Genomic DNA, 15124 nt, shown 5'->3' with positions numbered 1-15124 from the left:
CACGGGGGAGGTCACACGCCATCGAAGATCAACTCGGCTAGTGTCCCAGGTGTGCCTCCCCTAACCCCCGCCGATGCTCCACGCCCCGGTCGCGGCGGGCGGCCGCGTGACCCCTCCCGCGACGGGGCCATCCGGCAGGCGATCCTGCAGGTGCTGGCCGAGTCCGGCTACGCGGCCCTGACGATGGACGCCGTCGCCTCGGCCGCCGGCGTCGGCAAGGCCACGATCTACCGCCGCTGGCGGACCAAGTCCGAGCTGGTCGCCGACGCCGTCGCCGAGCTGAGCCAGACGTCGATCGAGCCCCCCGACACCGGTTCGCTCGAGGGCGACCTCCGGCTCCTGCTGCACTGGCTGGTCGATGCGGTCAACGGCCCCCTGGGGGCGGCCACGCTGTCGCTGCTGTCGGCGCTGCCGCACGAGCCGGAGCTGCGCGAGGCCTTCCACAGCGGCCCGATGGAGGTCTGGGGCTCGGCGTTCCGCCAGGTGTGGGAACGGGCCGAGGCCCGCGGCGAGGTCTCTCCGGCGGCGCTGGGCACCGCGGTCGCCTCGACGGCGAGCTCGCCGATCCTGCAGCGCTGGCTCTTCGGCGGGGAGCCCGTCTCCCCCGAGTTCGCCGACGAGGTGCTGACCGACGTCGTCCTGCCGCTGGTCACCGCCCGCCGCACCGCCTGAGCCGGCCTCCTGACCCGCGCCGGCGGCCTCAGGCCGCCGGCGCGCTGGACCGGAAGGCCCGCAACCGCAGGCTGTTGGTGACCACCAGCACCGAGGACGCCGCCATCGCCAACCCGGCCAGCAGCGGGTTGAGGAACCCCAGGGCGGCCAGCGGCACCAGCGCGACGTTGTAGGCGAAGGCCCAGAACAGGTTGCCCTTGATCACCGCGAGGGTCCGCCGGGACAGCCGGACGGCGTCGACCGCGGCGTCCAGGTCGGCCCGGACCAGGGTCAGGTCGCTGGCCTCGATGGCGACGTCGGTGCCCGAGCCCATCGCCAGCCCCAGGTCGGCCTGGGCCAGCGCGGGCGCGTCGTTGACGCCGTCCCCGACCATGGCGACCACCCGACCCTGGGCCTGCAGCTCCCGGACGACGTCGACCTTGCCCGCGGGCAGCACGCCGGCGACGACCTCGCCCCGGTCGGGGTCCAGCCCGACCGAGCGGGCCACCGCGGCGGCGGCACCGGCGTTGTCACCGGTAAGCAGCACCGGCGCGAGCCCCAGCTCCCGCAGCCGTGCGATCGCCGCCGCACTGGTGGGCTTCACGGTGTCGGCGACGACGCAGACCCCGGCGACCGCGCCGTCCACGGCGACCAGCACGGCGGTCTGCCCGGCCTGCTCGGCCCGCTCGACCACCGCGGCCAGGTCCGCCGGCACCGGGCCGGGCATCGCCGATGCCCGCCCGACGACGACGTCCCGGCCGTCCACCCGCCCCTGCACGCCGATCCCCTGCTGACTGGCGAAGCCCTCGACCTCGGGGAGCTCACCGGCGGCGGCGACGATCGCCCGGGCGATCGGGTGCTCGGAGCCGGCCTCCACCGCGGCCGCCAGCCGCAGCGTCTCCGGGTGCCCGGCGACCTCCACCAGGCTCATCTGCCCGGTGGTGACGGTGCCGGTCTTGTCCAGCAGCACGGTGTCGACCCGGCGGGTGCTCTCCAGCACCTCCGGGCCCTTGATCAGCACGCCGAGCTGGGCGCCACGGCCGGTGCCGACCAGCAGGGCGGTGGGCGTGGCCAGGCCCAGCGCGCACGGGCAGGCGATGACGAGCACGGCGACCGCGGCGGTGAAGGCCGCCGTGACGTCGCCGGTCACGACCAGCCAGGTGACCAGGGTGGCCACCGCGATGACCAGGACGACGGGGACGAAGACCGCCGAGACCCGGTCGGCCAGCCGCTGCACCGGCGCCTTGCCGCTCTGCGCCTGGGTGACCAGCCGGCCGAGCTGGGCCAGCGTCGTGTCGGTGCCCACCCGGGTCGCCTCGACGACCAGCCGGCCGCCGACGTTGACCGTCGCACCGGTGACCCGGTCACCGGCGGAGACCTCGACCGGCACGCTCTCGCCGGTCAGCATCGACAGGTCGACCGCGGAGCTGCCGCTGACGACGACGCCGTCGGTGGCGACCTTCTCCCCCGGCCGGACGACGAAGCGGTCGCCGACGACGAGCTGGCCGATCGGCACCCGCACCTCGCGCCCGTCCCGCAGCACGGCGGCGTCCTTGGCCCCCAGCTCCAGCAGCGCGGTCAGCGCGGCACCGGAGCGGCGCTTGGCGCGGGCCTCGGCCCAGCGGCCGGCCAGCAGGAAGACGGTGACCGCCGCGGCGACCTCCAGGTAGATCTCGTGCGTGCCGGCGCCGCGCTCGGGCAGGAGCGTGAACTCCATCCGCATGCCGGGCATCCCCGCGTCGCCGAGGAACAGCGCCCACAGCGACCAGAGGTACGCGGCGCTGATCCCGATCGAGACCAGGGTGTCCATGGTGCTGGCCCCGTGCCGGGCGTTGACCACCGCGGCGCGGTGGAACGGCCAGGCTCCCCACACCGCGACCGGGCTGGCCAGGGTGAGCGCGAGCCACTGCCAGTTGTCGAACTGCAGCGCCGGGACCATGGACAGCACCAGCACCGGCAGGGTGAGCGCGGCGCTGACCAGCAGCCGCTGCCGCAGCGCGGTCTCCGGCGTCCGGGCCACCTCGTCCGGGGCCCCGGCGTCGTCCTCGGTGACCGGCGGCGCCGGCAGTGCGGCGGAGTAGCCGGCGGCCGCGACGGTGGCCACCAGCTGGTCGGGGTCGACGCGGGCCGGGTCGAACCGGACGGTCGCGGCCTCGGTGGCGTAGTTGACGCTGGCCTGCACGCCGTCGAGCTTGTTGAGCTTGCGCTCGATCCGGTTGGCGCAGCTCGCGCAGGTCATGCCGGTGATGTCGAGGCGGACCTCTTCTCCGGCGGCCGGGCCCCCGGCTGCAGACGGCTCCGCCTGGGGCCCGGCGCTCATGCCGGCTGGGCGGTGTAGTCGCCGGCCTCGGACACGGCGGCCTGCACCTGGTCGGTGGTGACGTCGCCGACGACGCGCAGCCGGCCGGTGGCCAGGTCGACGTCGACCTCCTGCACGCCGGAGAGCTCGGTGACCTCCTCGGTGACGGAGGCGACGCAGTGCTGGCAGGTCATGCCGGTGACGGTGAAGTCCAGGGTCTGCACGGTGGTTCTCTCCTCGGGAGCTGGGTCAGGGAGCGGGGTCAGGAACGGACGAGCCGGGCGATGGCGGCCGAGGCCTCGGCGATCTTGGCGTCGGCGGCGGCACCGTCGTCGTCGGCGCTGCTGGCCACCGCGTCGCGGACGCAGTGGCCGAGGTGGTCGTCGAGCAGGCCGAGCGCGACCGCCTGCAGGGCCTTGGTGGCCGCCGAGACCTGGGTGAGGACGTCGATGCAGTACGTGTCGTCCTCCACCATCCGCGCGATGCCGCGGACCTGGCCCTCGACCCGCTTGAGGCGCGCGAGCACCTGGTCCTTGTCGCCGGCATAGCCCGTCATGCCGTTGAGCATACCCCTGGGGGGTAGGGGTTCACCACCCGCGCGTGCCGGGTTCGCCCTTGAACGGGCCGACCACCTCGTCGGTGATCCAGCCGCCGTAGAAGTCACCGGCCTGCGCCCGTACCGGCTCGCCGTCGACGGTCGCGGCGTCCAGCCGGCTCGGGTAGAAGGCGAGTGCGCCGCGCAGCTGCTCGTAGCCGGCCGTGGGCTGCTCGTAGGACCAGGCGATCGAGTCGTGCCGCACGCCGTCGACGACGGCGTCCCAGTAGGTGGCCATCCCCTTGAACTCGCACCACGACGAGCCGGCGCCGCGCTCCAGGACGCCGGCCGCCACGTCGTCCCGGGGGACGTAGAAGACCGGCGGGTGGCTGGTCTCGCAGACCCGCACGGCCCGGTCGGTGCGGGCGATGACCCGCCCGCCGAGGGTGAGCTCGAGGCGTCGTCCGGTCACCTCGGCCGACGGCGGGCGCGGGTAGCTCCAGACCGACTCCTGGCCGGGTCCGACGGGGTCACGGGGCGGTGGGTACACCCCGCCGAGTGTGCGCCTCACCCGTCGACGCTCGCCGAGTGACGAGCTGTGCACGACTCCCCCGCAGGTGCGGCGTGCACAACTCGACACTCGATGTCGGCACCCGGCTCAGGGCGCCCAGCGGTAGGTGACGTCGGGCTCGCGCTCCTCGTTCCCGCTCCCGTTCCCGGCGCCGACCACCCGGCAGCCGTGCCGCTCGTAGAACGCCCGGGCAGCGGTGTTGCGCGCGAAGACGACGAGGGTGAACCCGGTGGGCTCGGCCGCCTGCACCTGCCGGAACAGCAGCGAGCCGATCCCCTGACGGCGCCGGTCCGGGCGCAGGTAGAGGTGCTCCAGGCGACCGGCGGCCACGGCGGCGAAGCCCACGACGTCGTCCTCGTCGGTCACCACCCAGGTGCGGTGCTGCGTCAGCACGACGTGCTCGACCCACCAGCGGGTCTTGTCGTCGGAGTGTGGTCGCGCCAGCCAGGGCATGGCCACGGCCCGAGAGCCGAGGAAGACGGCGGTGACCGCGTCAGCGTCCCGGACCGTGGCCCGGCGGACGCCGACGTCCGGGGTCAGCGCACCCGGCGGTAGGTGACCACGGGCTCGACCCGGCGGCGGTCGGTGCCCCGGACGCGGCGGACGACCTTCCGGGTCACGACGAAGGTGATGGTCAGGCCGACCACGCTGACGATCGCGATCCCGGGCGGGCTCTGCAGGAACTCCTGCACCTTCGCCTTGCCCTGGTCGGCCAGGCGCTGCGGGTTCGTGCGGAACGCCAGTTCGTCCAGGGTCGCCCCCAGGGACTCGCGGGCGGCGTCGATCTCCTGCTGGATCTGCTCAGGGGTCCTCGGCACGGGCGACAGCCTGCCAGATCGGTCCGACCGCGGCCGAGCGGGAGGCTCCTACACTCCCCCCAACGCGGGAGTGGTGTAACGGCAGCCACGCCAGACTTAGGATCTGGTGCCTTCGGGCGTAGGGGTTCGACTCCCCTCTCCCGCACGTGGACGCCTCCTGACCCGGACGGGCTGTGTGAGCACGCGGATCACCCGGACGGTGTCCGGGGCTGCCCCGCTCCCGATGACGGTTCGTGTGTCTGCAGCGCAGCCGGGTACGCGCCGTGCATGCGGACACAACGGCCTTCGACGTCGAGCATGATCGGACGCGGCGTCGTCGCGGGCGTGGGCGGGACCGTCGTGATGACGGCCTTCCAGGAGTTCGTGGAGATGCCCCTCACCAAGCGGGACGAGAGCCATGCCCCGGCCGACCTCGCCGAGAAGGTCACCCTGGCCCGTCCCAGGACACGAAGCGGTCGACGACGTCTGAACTACGTCACGCACTTCGCGCTCGGGACCATGTGGGGCGCGGCCTACGGCGTCGCCGCCTCCCAGGGGCTGCGCGGCCAGAAGGCCGTCAACTCCGTGTTCGCTCTCGTCTACGTGGGTGACGTCCTCCTCAACACCGCGCTGGGCCTCTACCGCCCGACGACGTGGTCGCGGCGGGACTGGGCCGTCGACGTGGCAGGCAAGTACGTACAGGCTCAGGGCACTGGCGCCGTCTTCGATCGCATGCTCGATCCGGTCCGGTGAGCGCGCTGCCGACGCTCGGCTGACCGCCCCCACGTCGAGGGGGTCGAGCGGCCTCGTTCCCGGGAGCCGTCGGGGTGCCGAACACCGAGGTGCGCCCTCCGGCCGCAGGTGGGTAGGGGCTGTTCCATGCGCGACACGGGCACGATCCGCCGACGCCCCGCCGACCCCTCGGTCGAGACGGAGGGGCTGGCCACGAAGCTCGACCGGCCGATGGGCGTGCTCGGCCTGGTGTTCGTGCTGATCGTCCTGGGCCAGGCCCTGGCCCGGGAGCCCTGGCTGGTGACGACGCTGAGCGTCCTCGGCTGGATCTGCTGGGCGGTCTTCGTCAGCGAGTTCGTCTTCCGGGCGGTCCGGGCGCCCAGCCAGCGCCGCTTCTGGCTGCGCAACTGGTGGCAGCTGATCTTCCTGGCGCTGCCGTTCCTCCGCTTCGCCCGCGCCCTCACCCTGCTGCGGACCGCCCGCGTCGGCGGCGTGCTGTCCGCCGCCATCCGCGGCTCCCGGTCGGCCGGCCGGCTGCTCACCAACCGGATCGGCTGGCTCGCCGCGGTGACCGGCGTCGTCGTCCTGGCCAGCAGTCAGCTGCTCTACGTGGTGGGGGCCTACGACACCTACGGCCCCGCGCTGCACGACGCGGCCATGGCCACCATCACCGGTGCGCTGCTGGACACCGACCACGGCCTCGCCCGCTTCCTGGAGGTCGCCCTGGCCGTCTACTCCGTCGCCGTGTTCGCGACCCTGGCCGGGGCGCTGGGCGCCTACTTCCTGGAGGGACGCCGCGCGGAGGGAGCCGACCCGGCCACGCCCGGGGCGGGAGGGCTCAGCTGAACTCGACCCGCAGCTCCAGCTGCACCGACGGCGCACCCGGGACGTCGTCGTCCACCACGGCCAGCACGTGCGCCCGGGCGTCCTCCACCTCCCGCAGCGCCAGCCCCTCCACCTTGTGCACCCGGCCCTCGACCTCGGGCACCGCCGCGATGTCGAGCACCGTCTCGCCGTCGACCAGCGCGAGGGCCGCTGCGACGACCGGCCCGTCGTCGACCGAGTTGGGGGTGTCCTCGGCGGCCGCGGAGAGCAGGGCCCGCCCGTCGGGCAGCGCGATCGCGTCGGTGACCGCCAGCCCCACACCGGCCACCCGGCCGAGGTCGTAGGACCGGGGCGCCGACACCGGCACCGCATCGACGCCGGCCCGGCCCAGCACGGCGGCGACCAGGTCGGCCAGCGGCACGTCGACGCTGGCCGGCCCCGCCCCGGCGGCGAGGTTGCCCCGGTGGAACCAGCGGACGGTGTCCCCGTGCCGGCTGGCCCCCTCCAGGTTCAGCTGCTCTGCCGGCACCTCCAGCAGCTGCCCGACCGTGGCGTAGAGCGGACCGAGCTCGCCGACCTGCACGACGGGTTCGCCGTCCTCCAACCGCACCAGCACCCCGCGCATCCGCCGGGGCGTCGACCCCGACCCCAGCAGCAGGACGGCCGGCTCACCGTCCACCTCGGCCGGGCAGGCCACCTCCAGGTCGGGCTTGAGGTGCTTGGTGCCCGCCGGCTCGCTGAAGTGGTCGAGCCCTTCGACCGGCGGCAGCACGCGCACCGGTGTCACCCCGCCCGGCCGCACCCAGGCGGCGATCGTCGAGTCGTCCGGGGCGACCAGCCAGCCCTCGCCCAGCGGCGCGATCGCGGACGCGGCGGTCACCGGCGTCCCATCGTCGAAGGTCAGCGTCCGGACGTCGTCCACTGTGATCCGCATCCCTCTGCCCTGCCCGCCCGGACGGCTCGGCACGCCTGGGATCAGCCGAGGGAGTCCATCGCCTCGGCACGGAACTGGGCCAGGAACTGGTCCCGGGTGATGCCACGCCGCTCGGCCTCCCGCTCGCAGAGCATGGCGATCACCAGCGACGACTGTCGGACGACGTCCGCGCGGGTGTCCTCGTCCAGGCCGCCCAGCACCTTCGTCCAGGCCCGCCAGTCGCCGTCCCCGGCCGCCTCGGCCATCTCCAGCACCAGCCCGAACCGGCGCAGCGCCTCCAGGTCCGCCATCGGGCCCTCCCCCACTCCTCCGGCCGCCCGGCGCGGCCGCTGGGACCCGACCGTAACGGCGTCCCGCCACACCGCGCCGCGGACCGGCAGGATGCCCGCTGAGGCGGGCCGCGGGGCACGCCGGAGCGGAGACCGGCGATGTCGCAGCGAGCACCGTGGGCGGCCACGACCCTGGCGGTGCTGACCCTGCTGACCGGGTGCGGCGACCCCGAGCTGCTGGACCCCACCGAGGAGCCGCTCGCTGCCGACCGCGAGCGTCTCGTCGAGCACATGACGGGCGGCCTGACCGCGATCGCCGACCACCTCGGCGCCGGTGACGAGCTGGGCACCCGGATCGACACCGGGTGCACCGCCGGTACGGACAACTGGAAGATCCACGACACCCACCGGTCCACGTGCGGGCTGACGATCACGACCGGCTTCCCCCTGGAGGCCGGACCGGACGCGGCGTTCGGCGGCCTGGACGGGCTCGACTCGTTCGAGGAGGCACTGGACGAACAGGGATGGGGCTCCATCGACTGGTTCGTCCAGGGGAACGACTGGGGCACCGGCGTGGACGTCGACTGGATGCGCGCGAACCGTCGGCCCGTGACCGACGTGATCGGCGTCCGGCTGTGGAGCGCGGACGGCGACGGCACGTTCATCGAGGCGAGCTTCCGTCCGTCGGACGTACCGGTCGGACCAGCGAGTCCCGGCACGGTCGACGGCGGCTACTACGCGGACACCGCTGGCGAGGACTGGCAGGACGCCTGGAGCACGGCCCGCGATCGCCACCCGTTCCTGATCGTCGGGTACGGCCACGCAGTGCTGGCCGAGCAGCCCTGGTGACCCCCGGGCGCCGGGTCGCCGGCTCACCCGACCGGGTGACCCCTCCCCTGGCCGGGCTCAGCTGGACGGCGCAGGTGCCGACCACCCCGGGGTGACGGTTCCCGCGCCCCGTGGCGCCACGCCCGGCCTGGCATCGCGCCGTGCCGGTGGCCGGCACGCCGCGCCCGAGCGGCTCGGCACCGTCCTGGTCGAGCAGGGCGTGCTCACCGAGGCCCAGCTCGCCGAGGCCCTGGCGCAGCACGAACGGGTGGGCGCACCACTGGGCTCCGTCGTCCTGGCCAAGGGCTGGGTGACCCGGCGCGAGCTCTACGTCGGTCTGGCCGCGGTCTGGGGCGCCGACCTGGCGTTCGTCGACCCGGTGGACGTCGACGAGGAGCTGGCCCGCCGCTTCCCCGCCGCGATGCTGGCCCGGGAGACCTGGGTGCCGCTGCGCGTCGAGGAGGACGGCGACGGCCTCCCCCAGGTGGTCGTCGCCACCGCCGGCCGACCGTCGGCGCACCTCGCCGAGGTGGTCGTGCAGCGCACCGGCATCCCGCGGGTGCGCCAGGTGGTCACCACCGACTGGGACGTGCAGCGGGCACTGCGCACCGTGTGGCGCGAGGAGCTGGTGCACGACGCGGTCAGCGCGCTGGCCGAACGCCGGCCCGACGAGTCGGCGTCCACGGTGTTCGTCTGGCCGCAGGTCGCCGGCGCGCTCGCCCTCCTCGTCGCCACCGTGACCGGCCTGGTGCTCGACCCCTCGCTGACCATGCTGGTGCTGGTCGGCACGGTGAACGTCGCCGTCGCCCTCGCCGTCGGCGCCAAGGCCCTGATCAGCACGGTCGGCACCGCCTGGGAGACCGTCGAGCAGGTCACCGCCGCGGAGGTCGCCGCGCTGGAGGACGCCGAGCTGCCCGTCTACACGATCCTCGTCCCGGTCTACAAGGAGGCCGGGATCGTCGGGCTGCTGATGCGCAACCTGGCCGACCTGGACTGGCCCCGGGAGAAGCTGGAGATCCTGCTCCTGCTGGAGGAGGACGACCCGGAGACGCTGACGGCCGCGCTGGCCGCCGCGCCGCCGGACATCGTCCGGATCGTCGTCGTCCCGCACTCGCTGCCCAAGACCAAGCCCCGCGCCTGCAACGTCGGGCTGGCCTTCGCCCGCGGCGAGTACGTGGTCATCTACGACGCCGAGGACCGCCCCGACGCCGACCAGCTGAAGAAGTCGCTCATCGCCTTCCGCAAGGGCGGGGACGACCTGGTCTGCGTGCAGGCCGCGCTGAACTACTTCAACGCCCGGGAGAACCTGCTCACCCGCATGTTCACCCTGGAGTACTCCTCCTGGTTCGACTACACCCTGGCCGGGCTGGACAAGCTGCGGCTGCCCATCCCGCTGGGCGGCACCAGCAACCACTTCCGCACCGACATGCTGCGCGACCTCGGTGGCTGGGACCCCTACAACGTCACCGAGGACGCCGACCTCGGCATCCGCGCCTCCGCCCGCGGCCACCGCGTCGCCGTCGTCAACTCGACGACGTACGAGGAGGCCAACATGGCCGTCGGCAACTGGATCCGGCAGCGCAGCCGCTGGATCAAGGGCTACATGCAGACCGTCCTGGTGCACTCCCGGCACCCGTGGCGGCTGCTGCGCAGCGTCGGCCCGCGGCAGACGGCGGGCTTCGCGCTGCTCATCGGCGGCACCCCGCTGATGTTCCTGGCCGCCCCGTGGCTGTACGCGATGCTGGCGGTCGAGCTGCTGTGGCCCGGGGCCCTCACGCCCGCGCTGCCCGAGTGGCTGGTCCAGGTCAGCCTGGCCAACCTGCTGCTCGGCAACGGCGTGATCATCTACCTGTCGCTGCTGGCCGGCTTCAAGCGGCGCACGTACGGCCTGGTGCCGTTCGCGCTGCTCTCCCCGCTCTACTGGCTGCTGCACTCGATCGCCTCGTACAAGGCGCTGTGGCAGCTCGTGGTCAACCCGTTCTACTGGGAGAAGACGGACCACGGGCTGTCCAGCCACGTCCAGGTCGAGGACGTGCCGAGCATGGACGACGGCCCGGCCACGGTCCGCCCGGCGCCGGCCCCGGCCACCGCGACGCCGCCGGTCGTACGGGACGTCGTCCGGCTGATGGACCCGCACACCGTGCCCGTGCCACCCCCCGCACCGGACACCACGCCGGAGGACCGGGCATGACCGCCGCCGATCCGCTGGCCGTCCTGCGCCCGGATGCCTCACCCGCCGAGGCGGAGAGCCACGCCGAGTCGCGGATGCGGCTGGCCACCGCGGCCGGGCCGCCCCGGGTGCCGATGCGCCGGGTGCTGCTGACCTGCGCGCTCGTGCTCGCGGTGGAGACCGTCGTCCTGCTCGCCACCGACCGGTCACTGCACGACGTGCTGCTGCCCGGCTACCTGATCCTGCTCGTCGCGTTCGGGCTGGTCTTCTGCCTGGGTGCGGTCACCGTCGCCGGGTTCGCCGCCGGCGCGGCGGCCGCCGGCCTGGTCGTGCTGGAATCGGACGCCCTGCTGCCACTGCTCGGCGGCGCAGCGCTGCTGGCCCTGGGGTGCGGGGTCGCCCCCGGCTGGGCCCGGGTCGAGGCCTGGCAGGCGGCACACTCCCGCCCGCTCACCGCGGAGGAGGAGGCCGCGGTCGCCCAGCGGGCGCTGAGCGTCGACCGCAGCCGCGGCTGGAGCCGAGGCGTGCGGCTGCGCAACTACTGGCGCTCCGACCGGGTGCTCGCGGCGTTCCTCGTGCTGGCGTTCCACCCGCTGCTGGCGGCGTTCTCGCTGTGGTTCATCGACTGGATGCAGCGCCGCTGACGGCTCAGCGCCCGCCGAGCACCTCGCCGATGACCGGCAGCAGCGCGGCGAACGCCTGCCCCCGGTGGCTGATCGCGTCCTTCTCCGCCGGCTCCAGCTCCGCCGACGTGACCGTGTGGCCCGCCGGCACGAACACCGGGTCGTAGCCGAAACCGTTGCTGCCCCGCGGCTCCCGGACGACCGTGCCCCGCCAGCGCCGCTCCAGCACGTGCTCGCCGCCGTCGGGCGTGACCAGCGCGGCGGCGCAGACGAACGCCGCGCCGCGCCGCTCGTCGGGCACGTCGGCGAGCTGTCCGAGGAGCAGGGCGGTGTTGGCCGGGTCGTCCCCGTGCCGGCCGGACCAGCGCGCGGACAGGATCCCCGGCATCCCGTTGAGCGCGTCGACGGTCAGCCCGGAGTCGTCGGCGACCGCGGGCAGCCCGGTGTACCGGACCGCCTCCCGGGCCTTGAGCAGGGCGTTCTCCTCGAACGTCGCCCCGGTCTCCGGGGCCTCGGGGTACTCCGCGACGTCGCGGAGGCCGAGCACCTCGACCCCGGGGACGGCGGTGGCCAGCAGCCGCTGCAGCTCGGCGAGCTTGCCGGCGTTGCGGGTGGCGAGCAGCAGCTGGGTCACGCCGACAACGCCACCTGCTGGGCCAGGGTCAGCTCCGCGCAGCCGGCGACCGCCAGGTCGAGCAGCTCGTCGAGGGTGGCCCGGTCGAAGACGGCGCCCTCCGCCGTCCCCTGCACCTCGACGAAGCCGCCGGTGCCGGTGCACACGACGTTCATGTCGGTGCCGGCGGTGACGTCCTCCTCGTAGGCGAGGTCGAGCCGCGGCTCGCCGTCGATGACGCCCACGCTGACCGCGGCCACCGAGTTCGGCAGCGGGGTGGCGCTGGCCAGCTTGCCGCGCTCACCGAGCCAGCTCACCGCGTCGGCGAGGGCCACGTAGGCGCCGGTGATCGCCGCGGTGCGGGTGCCGCCGTCCGCCTGCAGGACGTCGCAGTCCAGCGCGATGCTGTTCTCCCCCAGCGCGGCCAGGTCGATGCTGGCCCGCAGCGACCGGCCGATGAGCCGACTGATCTCGTGGGTGCGGCCACCGACCTTGCCCTTGACCGACTCACGGTCGCTGCGGGTGTGGGTGGCCCGCGGCAGCATCGAGTACTCGGCGGTGACCCAACCCAGCCCCGAGCCGCGGCGCCAGCGGGGCACGCCCTCGGTGACGCTGGCCGCGCAGAGCACGCGGGTCCGGCCGAACTCGACGAGCACCGAGCCCTCGGCGTGGTCGAGCCAGTTGCGGGTGATGGTCACCGGACGGAGCTGGTCGGCCGCGCGGCCGTCGGGGCGGGTCACGTGGTCCGAGGGTAGTGCCGCCGTGTCACCCTCTCCCCCATGCGTTCCGAGCTGCGATCCGTCCGGACCGGGGGCGTGCCCTCCGTCGTCGACCTGACCGACGAGTGCGCCGAGTTCGTCCGCGGCGAGAGCGACGGCCTGCTGCAGGTCTTCGTGCCGCACGCCACCGCGGGGATCGCGATCATCGAGACCGGCGCCGGAAGTGACGACGACCTGCTCGCCCAGCTCGACGAGCTGCTCCCCCGCGACGACCGCTGGCGGCACCGGCACGGCGCTCCCGGGCACGGCCGGGACCACGTGCTGCCGGCCTTCGTCCCGCCGCACGCCACCGTGCCGGTGCTCGAGGGGCGGATGACCCTGGGCACCTGGCAGCGCATCTGCTTCGTCGACACCAACGTCGACAACCCCTCCCGGCACGTGCGGTTCAGCTTCCTGCCCGGCTGACCGGCGGCCGGGTTGGGAACCGACGGTCGGTTGCGGCACCATCCACCCCATGACCGAGACCGACCGCGGCATCGACACCGCCCCCGTCCGCCTCGCGCCCGGTGACCCGGCGCCGGAGTTCACCCTCCCGGACGCCGACGGCACGCCCGTCTCGCTGTCGTCCTTCCGCGGTCGGCGGGTCATCGTGTACTGCTACCCGGCCGCGCTCACCCCGGGCTGCACCACCCAGGCCGTCGACTTCACCGCCGCGGCCGGGGACCTGGCCGAGGCCGGGCTCGACATCATCGGCGTCTCCCCCGACGTCCCGGAGAAGCTGAGCCGGTTCCGGGAGCAGGAGGAGCTGTCCATCACGCTGGTCTCCGACCCGGAGAAGCAGGTGCTGACGGCCTACGGCGCCTACGGCCCGAAGAAGCTGTACGGCAAGGAGGTCGTCGGGGTCATCCGGTCGACCTTCGTCGTCGACGCGGACGGCCGGATCGAGAAGGCCGCCTACAACGTGAAGGCCACCGGGCACGTGGCGAAGCTGATGCGGGACCTCGGCATCGCCTGAGAGCCCCGCCCCTCTGGCCCCGTGCTGTCCAGGGGCTGGGACGGCGCTGGTCAGCCGGGCCCGGCTCGGGCAGGGTCGTGGCATGAGTGATCAGATCGGCGTCACCGGGCTCGCGGTCATGGGCGCCAACCTCGCCCGCAACCTCGCCCGGCACGGCCACCAGGTGGTGCTGCACAACCGCAGCAGAGGGCGCACCGACGCCCTCGTCGAGCAGTACGGCAGCGAGGGCGACTTCGTGCCGACCGGGTCGATGGCGGATTTCGTCGGCGCCCTGCAGCGCCCGCGCAAGATCATCGTCATGGTGCAGGCGGGTGCGGCCACCGACGGCGTGATCGAGGAGATCGCCCCGCTGCTGGACGAGGGCGACGTGCTGATGGACGGCGGCAACGCCCTGTTCACCGACACGATCCGCCGCACCGAGGCGCTCACCGCCCGGGGCCTGCACTTCATGGGCACCGGGATCAGCGGCGGGGAGGAGGGCGCGCTCAACGGGCCGAGCATCATGCCCGGCGGCTCGAAGGAGGCCTACGCGCTGGTCGGCCCGCTGCTGGAGTCGATCGCCGCCGTCGTCGACGGCGAGCCGTGCTGCACCCACATCGGGGCCAGCGGCGCCGGCCACTTCGTGAAGATGGTGCACAACGGCATCGAGTACGCCGACATGCAGCTCATCGCCGAGGCCTACGACCTGCTGCGCCAGGGGCTGGAGCTGACGCCCGCGGAGATCGGTGACGTCTTCGCCAGCTGGAACGAGGGCGACCTCGAGAGCTACCTGATCGAGATCACCGCGCAGGTGCTGCGGCACACCGACGCAGAGACCGGTGGGCCGTTCGTCGACATCGTGCTGGACGAGGCCGAGCAGAAGGGCACCGGTCGCTGGACGGTGCAGTCGGCGCTGGACCTCGGGGTGCCGGTCAGCGGCATCGCCGAAGCAGTCTTCGCCCGGGCACTGTCCGGGCACCGCGAGCAGCGGCAGGCCGCGCAGCGGGTGCTGCCGGGGCCCGACCGCGAGTGGGACGAGCAGGTGGCCGACAAGGACGCCTTCATCGAGTCGGTGCGCCAGGCGCTGTACGCCTCGAAGGTCGTGGCCTACGCCCAGGGGTTCGACCAGATCACCCAGGGCGCCGACCAGCACGGCTGGGACATCGACCGGGCCGCGCTGGCCAAGATCTGGCGCGGCGGCTGCATCATCCGGGCGCGCTTCCTGGACCGGATCAGCCAGGTCTTCACCGACGAGCCCGACGTGACCACGCTGCTGACCAACGACTACTTCCGCGGCGCGGTCAGCGAGGGCCAGGAGAGCTGGCGGCAGATCGTGGCGGGGGCGGCCCGGCACGGCGTGCCGGTGCCCGGCTTCGCCAGCGCGCTGGCCTACTACGACGGCCTGCGCGCCGAGCGTCTCCCGGCCGCGCTGATCCAGGGCCTGCGCGACCTCTTCGGCGCCCACACCTACCGGCGCACCGACCGCGAGGGCAACTTCCACACCATGTGGGGCGAGGACGGCCGCGAGGTGCAGACCAGCTGACCCACGCATGATCGCCGGGCT

19 protein-coding genes and 1 tRNA gene are annotated in these 15124 nt (G+C 73.9%); 10 read left to right on the top strand and 10 right to left on the bottom strand.

The genetic code is table 11. The features are described 5' to 3' along the window. Positions 1–51: 51 nt before the first annotated feature. Complete coding sequence (locus tag O2W53_RS04330; RefSeq protein WP_269161803.1) at positions 52–672, top strand: TetR/AcrR family transcriptional regulator; 621 nt, start codon at positions 52–54, stop codon at positions 670–672. A 28-nt stretch (positions 673–700) separates the two neighbouring features. On the opposite strand, the gene O2W53_RS04325 is transcribed toward O2W53_RS04330, so the two are convergent. The 6 genes from O2W53_RS04325 to O2W53_RS04300 all read right to left on the bottom strand — a co-directional run bounded on the left by O2W53_RS04325 (position 701) and on the right by O2W53_RS04300 (position 4874). After that, positions 701–2971, bottom strand: coding sequence for a heavy metal translocating P-type ATPase (locus O2W53_RS04325; protein WP_269161802.1), 2271 nt, complete (start codon positions 2969–2971; stop codon positions 701–703). Further along, positions 2968–3174, bottom strand: a complete 207-nt coding sequence (locus O2W53_RS04320; RefSeq protein WP_269161801.1) for a heavy-metal-associated domain-containing protein — start codon at positions 3172–3174, stop codon at positions 2968–2970. The genes O2W53_RS04325 and O2W53_RS04320 overlap by 4 nt, the downstream gene beginning before the upstream one ends. A 38-nt stretch (positions 3175–3212) precedes the next feature. Then, the gene (locus O2W53_RS04315; RefSeq protein ID WP_036333592.1) at positions 3213–3506 is read right to left on the bottom strand and encodes a metal-sensitive transcriptional regulator; all 294 of its coding nucleotides are present in this window, start codon (positions 3504–3506) and stop codon (positions 3213–3215) included. A gap of 31 nt (positions 3507–3537) precedes the next feature. Next, positions 3538–4056, bottom strand: a complete 519-nt coding sequence (locus tag O2W53_RS04310) for a DUF427 domain-containing protein (RefSeq protein ID WP_269161800.1) — start codon at positions 4054–4056, stop codon at positions 3538–3540. Between the two features lie 87 nt (positions 4057–4143). After that, complete coding sequence (locus O2W53_RS04305) at positions 4144–4509, bottom strand: GNAT family N-acetyltransferase (protein ID WP_269162370.1); 366 nt, start codon at positions 4507–4509, stop codon at positions 4144–4146. A gap of 83 nt (positions 4510–4592) precedes the next feature. Further along, entirely contained in the window at positions 4593–4874 is a 282-nt protein-coding gene (locus O2W53_RS04300; RefSeq protein WP_269161799.1) for a DUF3618 domain-containing protein, read from the bottom strand. A 64-nt stretch (positions 4875–4938) separates the two neighbouring features. On the opposite strand from O2W53_RS04300, the gene O2W53_RS04295 reads away from it, so the two are divergent. From O2W53_RS04295 to O2W53_RS04285, 3 genes are all read left to right on the top strand, one after another. Continuing rightward, positions 4939–5019, top strand: a tRNA-Leu gene (locus tag O2W53_RS04295). A gap of 152 nt (positions 5020–5171) precedes the next feature. Next, a complete protein-coding gene (locus tag O2W53_RS04290; RefSeq protein ID WP_269161798.1) occupies positions 5172–5606 on the top strand; it encodes a hypothetical protein in 435 nt (144 codons plus the stop codon). Positions 5607–5732: 126 nt separating this feature from the next. Further along, positions 5733–6431 carry a hypothetical protein gene (locus O2W53_RS04285; protein ID WP_269161797.1) on the top strand — a complete coding sequence of 233 codons (699 nt, stop codon included), beginning with the start codon at positions 5733–5735 and terminating at the stop codon, positions 6429–6431. Here the strand turns inward: O2W53_RS04285 and O2W53_RS04280 are convergent. Next, positions 6424–7344 carry a DUF6910 family protein gene (locus O2W53_RS04280; protein ID WP_269161796.1) on the bottom strand — a complete coding sequence of 307 codons (921 nt, stop codon included), beginning with the start codon at positions 7342–7344 and terminating at the stop codon, positions 6424–6426. The two genes, O2W53_RS04285 and O2W53_RS04280, sit on opposite strands and share 8 nt — an antisense overlap. Positions 7345–7385: 41 nt before the next feature. Then, positions 7386–7634: a hypothetical protein gene (locus O2W53_RS04275; RefSeq protein WP_269161795.1), complete on the bottom strand. Its 249-nt coding sequence runs from the start codon at positions 7632–7634 to the stop codon at positions 7386–7388. 138 nt (positions 7635–7772) lie between these two features. Here O2W53_RS04275 and O2W53_RS04270 point away from each other — a divergent pair, with 138 nt between their 5' ends. The 3 genes from O2W53_RS04270 (at position 7773) to O2W53_RS04260 (ending at position 11255) form a co-directional block, all read left to right on the top strand. Continuing rightward, positions 7773–8462, top strand: a complete 690-nt coding sequence (locus O2W53_RS04270) for a hypothetical protein (RefSeq protein ID WP_269161794.1) — start codon at positions 7773–7775, stop codon at positions 8460–8462. A 91-nt stretch (positions 8463–8553) separates the two neighbouring features. Then, entirely contained in the window at positions 8554–10632 is a 2079-nt protein-coding gene (locus tag O2W53_RS04265; RefSeq protein ID WP_269161793.1) for a glycosyltransferase, read from the top strand. Further along, positions 10629–11255 (top strand): hypothetical protein, encoded by a 627-nt coding sequence (locus O2W53_RS04260; protein WP_269161792.1) that lies wholly within the window; start codon positions 10629–10631, stop codon positions 11253–11255. The genes O2W53_RS04265 and O2W53_RS04260 overlap by 4 nt, the downstream gene beginning before the upstream one ends. A 4-nt stretch (positions 11256–11259) precedes the next feature. Here the strand turns inward: O2W53_RS04260 and rdgB are convergent, their stop codons facing one another. Both rdgB and rph read right to left on the bottom strand, forming a co-directional pair. Next, entirely contained in the window at positions 11260–11868 is a 609-nt protein-coding gene (gene rdgB, locus O2W53_RS04255; RefSeq protein WP_269161791.1) for an RdgB/HAM1 family non-canonical purine NTP pyrophosphatase, read from the bottom strand. Beyond that, positions 11865–12587, bottom strand: a complete 723-nt coding sequence (gene rph / locus O2W53_RS04250) for a ribonuclease PH (RefSeq protein WP_269161790.1) — start codon at positions 12585–12587, stop codon at positions 11865–11867. Before rph ends, rdgB begins: the two co-directional genes overlap by 4 nt. A 39-nt stretch (positions 12588–12626) precedes the next feature. On the opposite strand from rph, the gene O2W53_RS04245 reads away from it, so the two are divergent. The 3 genes from O2W53_RS04245 (at position 12627) to gndA (ending at position 15103) form a co-directional block, all read left to right on the top strand. Further along, positions 12627–13031 (top strand): YjbQ family protein, encoded by a 405-nt coding sequence (locus tag O2W53_RS04245; RefSeq protein WP_269161789.1) that lies wholly within the window; start codon positions 12627–12629, stop codon positions 13029–13031. Positions 13032–13080: 49 nt separating this feature from the next. Further along, positions 13081–13581: a thioredoxin-dependent thiol peroxidase gene (bcp, locus tag O2W53_RS04240; RefSeq protein WP_269161788.1), complete on the top strand. Its 501-nt coding sequence runs from the start codon at positions 13081–13083 to the stop codon at positions 13579–13581. Positions 13582–13663: 82 nt separating this feature from the next. Then, entirely contained in the window at positions 13664–15103 is a 1440-nt protein-coding gene (gene gndA / locus O2W53_RS04235; protein WP_269161787.1) for an NADP-dependent phosphogluconate dehydrogenase, read from the top strand. Positions 15104–15124: the final 21 nt, after the last annotated feature.

The organism is Modestobacter sp. VKM Ac-2978 (assembly GCF_026968025.1).
Lineage (GTDB): Bacteria > Actinomycetota > Actinomycetes > Mycobacteriales > Geodermatophilaceae > Modestobacter.
This window is presented reverse-complemented; position numbering and strand designations above follow the sequence as displayed.

Bases quoted from the DNA above. Each gene is read 5' to 3' on its own strand.
- O2W53_RS04280 (WP_269161796.1), bottom strand. From the start codon at position 7,344: ATGCGGATCACAGTGGACGACGTCCGGACGCTGACCTTCGACGATGGG.
- gndA (WP_269161787.1), top strand. From the start codon at position 13,664: ATGAGTGATCAGATCGGCGTCACCGGGCTCGCGGTCATGGGCGCCAAC.
- O2W53_RS04315 (WP_036333592.1), bottom strand. From the start codon at position 3,506: ATGACGGGCTATGCCGGCGACAAGGACCAGGTGCTCGCGCGCCTCAAG.
- O2W53_RS04275 (WP_269161795.1), bottom strand. From the start codon at position 7,634: ATGGCGGACCTGGAGGCGCTGCGCCGGTTCGGGCTGGTGCTGGAGATG.
- O2W53_RS04305 (WP_269162370.1), bottom strand. From the start codon at position 4,509: ATGCCCTGGCTGGCGCGACCACACTCCGACGACAAGACCCGCTGGTGG.
- O2W53_RS04260 (WP_269161792.1), top strand. From the start codon at position 10,629: ATGACCGCCGCCGATCCGCTGGCCGTCCTGCGCCCGGATGCCTCACCC.
- O2W53_RS04325 (WP_269161802.1), bottom strand. From the start codon at position 2,971: ATGAGCGCCGGGCCCCAGGCGGAGCCGTCTGCAGCCGGGGGCCCGGCC.
- bcp (WP_269161788.1), top strand. From the start codon at position 13,081: ATGACCGAGACCGACCGCGGCATCGACACCGCCCCCGTCCGCCTCGCG.
- O2W53_RS04245 (WP_269161789.1), top strand. From the start codon at position 12,627: ATGCGTTCCGAGCTGCGATCCGTCCGGACCGGGGGCGTGCCCTCCGTC.
- O2W53_RS04285 (WP_269161797.1), top strand. From the start codon at position 5,733: ATGCGCGACACGGGCACGATCCGCCGACGCCCCGCCGACCCCTCGGTC.
- O2W53_RS04290 (WP_269161798.1), top strand. From the start codon at position 5,172: ATGATCGGACGCGGCGTCGTCGCGGGCGTGGGCGGGACCGTCGTGATG.
- O2W53_RS04270 (WP_269161794.1), top strand. From the start codon at position 7,773: ATGTCGCAGCGAGCACCGTGGGCGGCCACGACCCTGGCGGTGCTGACC.